The sequence below is a fragment of the Bacteroidota bacterium genome, from assembly GCA_034723125.1.
Taxonomy (GTDB): domain Bacteria; phylum Bacteroidota; class Bacteroidia; order CAILMK01; family JAAYUY01; genus JAYEOP01.
The window spans coordinates 1-9,224 of the sequence record JAYEOP010000440.1; the positions used below are offsets into that span (position 1 = coordinate 1).

Consider the following 9,224-nt stretch of genomic DNA (forward strand, 5'->3'; position numbering starts at 1 on the left):
TTTTTTTATTTTTTGAAATAATTTAAGAATTAGCCGAATGAAGTATAAAATTTTATATATTTTTGCATTAAATTCAATTGCAAAAAGAAATTTTGTATTTTGATAAAAAAGTTAATTGAGAATCTTTAAAAAAGTTAAAAATGAAATTTGTAAAAGGAATATTAACAATTGTGATATCAATTTTATTAACTTCTGGTCTTTATGCTCAAAAATATGGACCAAATGATGTTAAATCTTTCGATACTAAATTTATCAGAAAAAAAATATTATATGTTCCTATTGTTGATAATGTAAATAGTGCGTTGAAGGATAAAACTGTTTTTAGGGGATTGAAAACTGATAAACAAATTGATAAAAAATGGAAAGAAATTTGGGATGAGGGGATTAAAAATTCAACTTTTGATATGTTGGAAGGTTATGAAATAAAACAATTTCGTAGAAAATTACTTGAAAAATCTAAAGATAAAACTGTAGTTGTAATGTATTTTGAAAGAGACTTTTACAACAATTGGCATGCTAATTTGGAGGTTTGTGAACCAAAAAAAGAATTGGTTGCATCAACAATTGTAAATGGATTAAAACTTACTTCAAGCGAGGATGTTACTTTGATGATGAATATGCTTAGTTTTTCAATGATAAATGCATCTAATTATTACGGAGATAAAGTAAGACCTTTGTATCGTAACCATGAAAATAAATATAAAGAAGCTATAAATGATTTTTCCAAAAATCTCAAATCAAAAGTTTTTATTATTCCTGAAGTTGACAGAAAAGAACATAAGAAATACAAAAAATACAACGATAAAATTGAGGAGTTCTTAAAAGAAGAATGGAAATTTTCATCTTTTAAATTTTTGGATCCTGACGATATTCCTAAAAATTTAAAAAACAAGGATAAAAACAAATATTATTTGAAGTCTTTAGCTGTTTATACAGGAAATTCAAAAATTATTTACAATTATTATTTGGTTGTACGAGCAAGCGATAATGCGGTTATTACTGATTATATGGCTCGTGATAACATTTTGAAATACAGAGATTATAAGTACTTGCAGGATAAAATTGAAGATTGGACAATGTATTTCATGTCGGCAAGGGATAGGAGAGAATACGAACAAGCAAAGGAGCAGGTTTCTTCAAAATCATCTTCTTCAAAAAGCGGAAGAATATCACAAACGAAAAAGAAAACAACGAAAGGTTCTAAGAAAAAATAAAAATTTTTAAGCTTAGAATATGTCTGTTGCTATTGCAGGAATTGTTTTTTTTAGGATAGCTATCTTTGTTTGGAAAAAAAACTTTTAGTATTTTCCTAAAGAATATCCAAAGTAATTAATTTAAATTTGACATTTAGTATATTGAGGAAAAGGTGTTTGTATTTACAAGTTGTGCATAAGGCGTGTGAAGACATAGAGTTTTGGAAAAATGAAAATAATACAAATAGTTTGTTAAAATCATTTATCTTTGTAATATGAGAAATAAAGCAATCATAACACCAAATATTTTACGCTGGGCAAGAGAAACATCAAAAATGCCTATCGAAACAGTTGCTTTAAAAATTAAAGTTAAAGAAGAGAAAATTGATTTATGGGAAAAAGGAAATGATTACCCAACAATAAATCAACTTGAAAAGCTATCAAAATTGTATCGCAGACCAATATCTATTTTTTATTTACCAGAACCTCCTTTTGATTTTCAAACTTTAAGAGATTTTAGAAAAAGTAGTGATTTTAAGGAATATAGTACAGCTCTAACTTTTATTATTAGAGATATTCAGTCAAAGCAATCTTGGATAAGTGACTTTTTGAAGGAAGAGAGTGAGCAACCTTTGGATTTTATTGGTAAGTTTAACAAAAATGATGACTTCAAATTCATAGCAAAAAATATTAAAAAAGTATTAGAAATAGATGACCATTATCACAACAATGATATATTGAAGTATTGGACAGATAAAATTGAGCAAAAAGGAATATTTGTCTCTCTAACAAGTAATATTCATAGCCATTTAAAAATTGATATAGAAGAAGTAAAAGGATTTGCAATAACAGATAAATATGCACCATTTATTTTTATTAATAGTGCAGATAGTAAAAATTCCCAACTTTTTTCATTAATACACGAATTAGCTCATTTATGGATTAATACAAGTGGAGTTTCTGCATTTAATTTTATTGATTTTAGAGACACTAAAGACTTAAACAAATATGACCCAATAGAAATTTTATGTAATAAAGTTGCAGCAGAAATACTAATGCCCAAAGAATTAATAACAGATTTATTTAAACCAAATAGAGAAATTACCCCCGAAATAATTGAAAGAAAAGCAAGAGAGATAAAAGTTAGTTCTTTTGCTCTTCTTGTTAGATTAGTAAATATGAACATAATATCAACTACTAAATTTAACTCATATAAAAAAGTATTTAATGAAAAGTATGAAGCTTATTTAGAGAAACAAGCAAAAAAACCGAAACAGAAAGGTGGACCGAGTTATTATATACTTAAAATCAGAAAGAATAGTAGGGCTTTTACATCATTTATATACGGTAATTATAAGAGTGGCAAAATTTCTGGTTATGAGGCAAATAAATTATTAGACATTAAGGTAAGTAATTTTAAAAATTTAGAAAAACATTTATATGCTTGATAGTGAACAAAAATATTGTCTTGATACTAATTTTTTCATTGAAGCGTGGAATAAATACTATTCACCAGATTTTTGTTCTGAATATTGGGAGATTATTGATGAATTAGCAAAACAAGGAATTGTCTTTATAACGCGTGAGGTCAAGAAAGAGATTGACAAAGGGGATGATAATTTAAGGAATTGGTTGAAAGACAAAAGTTATATTGTAAAACCGATTGATGAAAGTGTTCAATTAAACTTAAAAAAACTTTATGCAAAAGATAAATCACATCAATATTTAGCAAATAATATAAAAAATAGGTCAATTGCTGACCCTTGGGTTATTGCTCATGCAATGGCTGAAAATGCGATTGTTGTTACAAAGGAATATTTATCAACAAGTAGCAATCCTCAAAAGGTTAAAATACCTGATGTATGTGAAAATATGAATGTGAAGTGGATTAATGATTTTGACTTTATTAAGGAAGTTAATATTAAATTTAATTGCAAAATAAACTAAGCCCTATGCATAACAAAGATTATACGTAATGCAGGCTTTTTTCTTAATATTTGGTAATTTTTAACAGCTTACCTAACATCTAAGCAGATAAAAAACCAATACTGTAAGTTTACCTACTGTTTTTTTGCCGAAAGTTTATCTTGTAACAGAAAACATTTTTCTGAACATTATAATTCTTCGACATATACATCTTTGGAAAATCCATAATACCTAAAATAAAATTTAGCCCATGTTCATTAGTTTACATTGAAAAATGATACACAACTTTTAATTTTATTATCTTATTTCTTTACCTTTGCAAAATATAAAAATATTATTCATGTGTTCTAATTTAAAACATTTATGTACAAATTTCACAAGTTAACTTTTTTGATTTTACTTGTTTTTATGGTTTTTAATGCAAAGTCGCAGTATATTAAACCTAATATAAGTTCAGGGGAAAAAGTAAAAAAATATATAAATACAAATATTTCCAAAATTAAATCTATCGAACCTTCAACATCTTTTTCAACTGAAAGTAATTGGATGTTGAGTGTAGCAACAATAAAATATCATGTAGAACATGATGTTCCTGATAATGAGTTGTTAGAAAAAATAAAGAAACAGAAAAATTTACTTAAAGAAAATAGTAAATCAATAAATTACAGAGAATCAAATTATAAAAATCCTGTAACACCTATAGTTAAAAGTGGTTTTGTTGCAAATTGGGAACGTTATGGAACACCTCCTGATAACACAATGGCAATTTCGGATGACGGAATTATTGTGAGTGCTATTAATTCAAATATAAATTATTATGATTCTGATGGTAATAAATTATATGGCAAATCATTTTATGATTTTTTTAATGATGCCTCATTGACATCTTTACTTTATGACCCTGTATTAACTTATGACGCAGGAGAAGACAGATTTATTTTTGTCGTTTTACATGGGAATAATTCTTCTACTTCTACCATTTTAATTGCCTTTTCTAAAACAGATGACCCATTGGACGGATGGAATATTTACAAAATGAAATTCAAAGATTTGAATTCTGTTTCTTACGCAAATAAATGGATTGATTTTCCTCGTGTCAGTATTTCAAACAATGAACTTTATATAACAGGAAATGTTTTTTATAACAATGAAGGGGGATATTATAGGGCAGTCTTAATTCAAATTGATAAACATGACGGTTACAATAATGATAATCTTTCGCACAAACTTTGGGATAAAATAATAGATGCTGACGGACATATACCTTTTACACTTGTTCCTGTTTCATACGGACATCACGGAACGATAGGACCAGGAACTTTTCTTGTTTCAAATAAAAGTGCAGGAGGTTCAAAAATATATCTTTACGAACTTACTGATGATATGGAAAACAATCCTATAGTAGTTTCTTATGCAATCCCTACAGAAGAGTATGAAGTTCCAGCAGATGCAAAACAGTATATTGAGAACCAATCAATTGACCCTGGAAGATTGAGCCTTGGTGATTGCAGGATAATGCATGGATTCTTTTTTGATAACACTATTCATTTTGTTTTTCATTCTGAATATAATTCTAGTGGTTATTCAGGAATAAATTACAATCGTTTGAATGTCATTAATAAAAGAAACGAATCAATAGTAATCGGAAAAGATAAATTTGATTTTGCATTTCCTGGTGTTGCTTCATCTTCACCCTATTTATCTGATGAAAAAGATGTGCTAATCGGTTTTTTGATAAGTGGCGAACTAACTTACCCCGGTATTGCCGCAGTTCATGTCGATCATGAAATGAATCCATCTGAGCATGTTGTTTTGAAAAAAGGAGATGACTATGTAAATATTATGCAAGGAGACGACAGGTGGGGTGATTATTGTGGGGTTCAAAGAAAACACAATTCAGGTGCACCAAGAGTTTGGATAAGTGGATGTTATGGGTCAAATGTTAGAGATTTTAGTAAAATCCCCCCTATAAAAATTGATAACATTTACAAATCATGGATATTTGAAATAGCAGATAACAATATTAATGATGTGGAAGAGAAAAACTTAGAAACTAAAAACAAAAATACTGTGTTCCCGAATCCTGTTGCTGAAATAATGAATATTGAATTTACTCTTGAACAGAAAAAAAATATTGATATTAGCATTGTTGATATCAATGGGAAATTAGTAAAATTATTATATAAAGACCAAGTTAGTAAAGGGAAAACACATTTAAGTTTTAACAAAAAAGAATTAGAATCAGGAATTTATTTTGTTGTTGTTAGTAGTGGTAACGAAATTATTCTCAAAGAAAAGATTCTTTTTATGAATTAGGAAACTATTTTTTAATTATAAATAAAATACAATTTTGAAATTATGGAAAAACAGAAAAAATATATTGAAGAAAACAAAGATCGTTTTATTGAAGAGCTATTTGGACTAATAAGAATTCCATCAATAAGTTCTTTATCTGAGAACAAAGACGATATGTACAAAGCTGCTGAGTACTGGAAAGAAAATTTGCTAAAGTCTGGTGCTGATAAAGTTGAAGTAATGGAAACAGAAGGAAATCCGGTAGTTTACGGTGAGAAATTTATTGATGAAAAACTCCCTACGGTTTTGGTTTATGCTCATTATGATGTAATGCCCGTTGACCCGATAGAAAAATGGAATACAGTACCATTTGAACCTGTTATAAAAGATGATATTATTTGGGCAAGAGGAGCTGATGATGATAAAGGTCAGTCAATGATGCATGCCAAAGCATTTGAAACAATGGTAAAAACCGACACTCTTACTTGCAACATGAAATTTATGTTTGAAGGTGAAGAAGAAATTGGTTCAGTTAGCCTTGGTAAATTTTGTGAGTTAAACAAAGAAATGCTTAAGGCAGATATAATTCTTGTTTCCGATACAAGCATGATTGCTACAGATATTCCTTCAATTACAACAGGATTGCGTGGTTTGTCTTATTGGGAAATTGAAGTTACTGGTCCTGATCACGATCTTCATAGTGGACTTTTTGGTGGTGCTGTTGCAAATCCAATAAATGTACTTACCAAAATGATATCTTCTATGGTTGATGATGATGGAAAAGTAACTATTCCCGGATTTTATGATGACGTACTTGAGGTTAGTGATGAAGAAAGAAAGCTTATGGCAAAAGCTCCTTTTAATGAAGAAGGATACAAAAAAGCAATTGATGTAGAAGAACTTGCAGGAGAAAAAGGATTTTCAACAAACGAAAGAACAGGGATACGACCTTCCTTTGACGTTTGTGGAATTTGGGGTGGTTATACAGGTGAAGGAGCAAAAACTGTTTTACCTTCAACAGCTCATGCTAAAATTTCTACTCGTTTGGTTCCACATCAGGATAATAAAAAAATTGCACAGTTGGTAAAGAATTATTTGGAATCTATAGCTCCTAAATCAGTTAAAATTGATGTGAAAATATTGCACGGTGGTCAAGCTTATGTTTGTCCTATTGATATCCCTGCTTACAAAGCTGCTGAAAAAGCTTATGCAGATGTTTATAAAATACAACCTGTACCTGTACGTAGCGGTGGAAGTATTCCTATTATTTCAACATTTGAAAAAATATTAGGATTAAAATCAGTGTTAATGGGCTTTGGTCTTGAGTCTGATGCTATTCATTCACCAAATGAAAATTATCCTTTAATTCAGTTTTATAATGGAATTGAAACAATTCTTAAGTTTTACAAGTATTTCCCTGAGGAGATGAAAAAATAATTGAATCATAGAATGTGAGATGAGACTGTGAAACGAGGAGAGTGAGAGGAAATTACATTCTGGAAATATTAGAAAGCGTAGCATTTTTTGTTACGCTTTTTTTTGGGGATAAAAAATATTTATTACCTTTGCTGTATCAAAAATTAAAATATATTATTTTAGTGGATTATAGGGTGATATTGATTAGTGCTTTTAGATAAATGCTCAATAAATAATTTTTAAAATGAAAAAGAAACTTTTATTTTTAATTATCCCATTATTTTTTAGTTCTTGTTCTAAATGGGTTGTTCCGAATTATACAAGTGTTGATAAAATGATTAATGTTGAAAAAGGAATGGATCCTCAAATGGTAGAGGAAACATTGGGAGTACAACCCTATAATATTCTTTTCAAAAATGATAGTATTGCTATTTTTGAGTATAATTACAGGTTAAAATTAAGAGAACAAAACAGCTTTTTCCAATTAAAGAATTCTATTCATGGCAAACAATCTCAAAAAGGAGGTAAAAGTTATTTTGCAGAACCTTCAAAATTTTACATTCTTTATCAAAATAATCAATTTTCAACTTTAGTTTCTACATCAAGTTTTGTTAAATCTGAATATTTGCTTTTAAAAGATAAAAGTTTAATGCTTGCATCTCACAGCGACATGATTACATTTGGTTTAGGGGAGGATGCAAGTTATATACATAAAATTGATAGGGTTCATAAAGAATTTTTAAAAAAAGAAAAGAATAATGCATTCTTTTTTTCTCCTAGTTTACCTTATGGGTTTTTGGGTTTTAAATATGCTTATTTAGGGAATTTTGGAGGTTATATTTCTGCTTCAACAGATTTGGGCATTATTGATGATGTTTTTTATTTAACAGTAGGTGCAACATCAAAAATGTCTCAAAAAATTAATTTGTATTATGGTGCTGGTTTTGAATTAGGCTGGGGCGAACTTATTTTAGAGACAGGGGTGATATATAAAACAAAAACCATGGCTTATGATTTTGGATTTGGCCTTGATATTGATGATCCTAGTTATTCTTTTTTAAAAATAGGAATTGGTAAACTTTTTTAAAAATAAAGAATTAGCATAAGAATCCAAAAATGTACAAAGAAGCTTTATTGTTACTCTGAGAATTTAGTAAGTATTTGAAAATTAATCCTTAGCAACGTCTAAGTAAAATCTATATCCAAGGAAGATGTTGAAAACTCTGTTTTTACCAATATTTTTATAAAATGAATCTTCAGAATCTTTAGCAACATCAATAAGTCCAATGTTGTATCTCATTTCTGCAAATGCATTTCCGGGTCCAATTTCGTAAGAAGCACCTGCACCGAGGCAAAGTCCTACATCAATGTTTGAATAAGGTTGTTTATCACTTTCGTCAAAAAACTTTTTGATATCATTAGTTCTTGTATCCCATGATGCACCGTAACGCTTGCCTGTACCTCCTGCTAAAAAACTTAAATATGGTCCAATATTAGTATAAACTATTAAATAATCTAAGTCAAAATCATATTTATACAGAATAGGTATTTCAATATAATTCAATTGATATTCAAGAATTCTTTTTGTTGGGTCAGGTGTTTCAAACAATCCTCCTTTGTTTGTGTAAAGAATATCTGTAACAAGTGAGCTACTTTCGTTTAAAACATATTGAAAGTCTAATCCTAAAGAAAACCCGTTGTAACCGTTCTCAATGAATGGTTGATCTGTGTTTGCCAAATAATATCCGAGGTTTCCTGTAAGGTTGGAGAAACTTAATCCTGCCTTTGGTCCAATATAAATTTGTGAGTTTACATTAAGTGAAAATAATAATGCAAATAGACTAAGTAATAATATTTTTTTCATTTTAGTAGTTTTTTTAAGGTAACAAACCTACATGAATTTAATGATTTCTGCAAAATGAAAATGATTTTTTTTTGATGTTTATTTTAGAGTTCTATTTTACTTGCCACTAAGCCACAAAGACACGAAGAATCACAAAGATTTTTTTTGTGTTTCTTAGAGCCTTCGAGCCTTTGTGGCTATTCTTTTTTACTTGCTACTAAGCCACAAAGACACTAAGTATCACAAAGATTTATTTTTTCGTGTTTCTTAGAGCCTTCGAGCCTTTGTGGCTATTCTTTTTTCTTGCCACTAAGACACAAAGACACTAAGAATCACAAAGATTTGTTTTTTCGTGTTTCTTTGAGTCTTAGAGTCTTAGTGGCAATTCTTCTTTTTTACTTGCCACTAAGCCACAAAGACACTAAGTATCACAAAGATTTTTTTTGTGTTTCTTAGAGCCTTCGAGCCTTTGTGGCTATTTTTTTTTCTTGCCACTAAGACACAAAGACACGAAGAATCACAAAGATTTGTTTTTTCGTGTTTCTTTGTGT

The 9,224-nt window shown here is 29.1% G+C and carries 7 protein-coding genes; 6 read left to right on the plus strand and 1 reads right to left on the minus strand.

Features of this window, described 5'->3' with window-relative positions:
• The first annotated feature begins 140 nt into the window (after positions 1 to 140).
• From U9R42_11690 to U9R42_11715, 6 genes are all read left to right on the plus strand, one after another.
• The gene (locus U9R42_11690) at positions 141 to 1,214 is read left to right on the plus strand and encodes a hypothetical protein (protein ID MEA3496685.1); all 1,074 of its coding nucleotides are present in this window, start codon (positions 141 to 143) and stop codon (positions 1,212 to 1,214) included.
• 254 nt (positions 1,215 to 1,468) lie between these two features.
• Entirely contained in the window at positions 1,469 to 2,641 is a 1,173-nt protein-coding gene (locus U9R42_11695) for an XRE family transcriptional regulator (protein ID MEA3496686.1), read from the plus strand.
• Complete coding sequence (locus U9R42_11700) at positions 2,634 to 3,140, plus strand: DUF4411 family protein (protein MEA3496687.1); 507 nt, start codon at positions 2,634 to 2,636, stop codon at positions 3,138 to 3,140. Before U9R42_11695 ends, U9R42_11700 begins: the two co-directional genes overlap by 8 nt.
• A 342-nt stretch (positions 3,141 to 3,482) precedes the next feature.
• Positions 3,483 to 5,435: a T9SS type A sorting domain-containing protein gene (locus tag U9R42_11705; GenBank protein MEA3496688.1), complete on the plus strand. Its 1,953-nt coding sequence runs from the start codon at positions 3,483 to 3,485 to the stop codon at positions 5,433 to 5,435.
• 42 nt (positions 5,436 to 5,477) lie between these two features.
• Positions 5,478 to 6,851, plus strand: a complete 1,374-nt coding sequence (locus U9R42_11710; protein ID MEA3496689.1) for a dipeptidase — start codon at positions 5,478 to 5,480, stop codon at positions 6,849 to 6,851.
• A gap of 223 nt (positions 6,852 to 7,074) precedes the next feature.
• Positions 7,075 to 7,917 carry a hypothetical protein gene (locus tag U9R42_11715; GenBank protein ID MEA3496690.1) on the plus strand — a complete coding sequence of 281 codons (843 nt, stop codon included), beginning with the start codon at positions 7,075 to 7,077 and terminating at the stop codon, positions 7,915 to 7,917.
• An 81-nt stretch (positions 7,918 to 7,998) separates the two neighbouring features.
• Here the strand turns inward: U9R42_11715 and U9R42_11720 are convergent, their stop codons facing one another.
• Positions 7,999 to 8,694 (minus strand): porin family protein, encoded by a 696-nt coding sequence (locus U9R42_11720; GenBank protein MEA3496691.1) that lies wholly within the window; start codon positions 8,692 to 8,694, stop codon positions 7,999 to 8,001.
• Positions 8,695 to 9,224 lie beyond the last annotated feature (530 nt).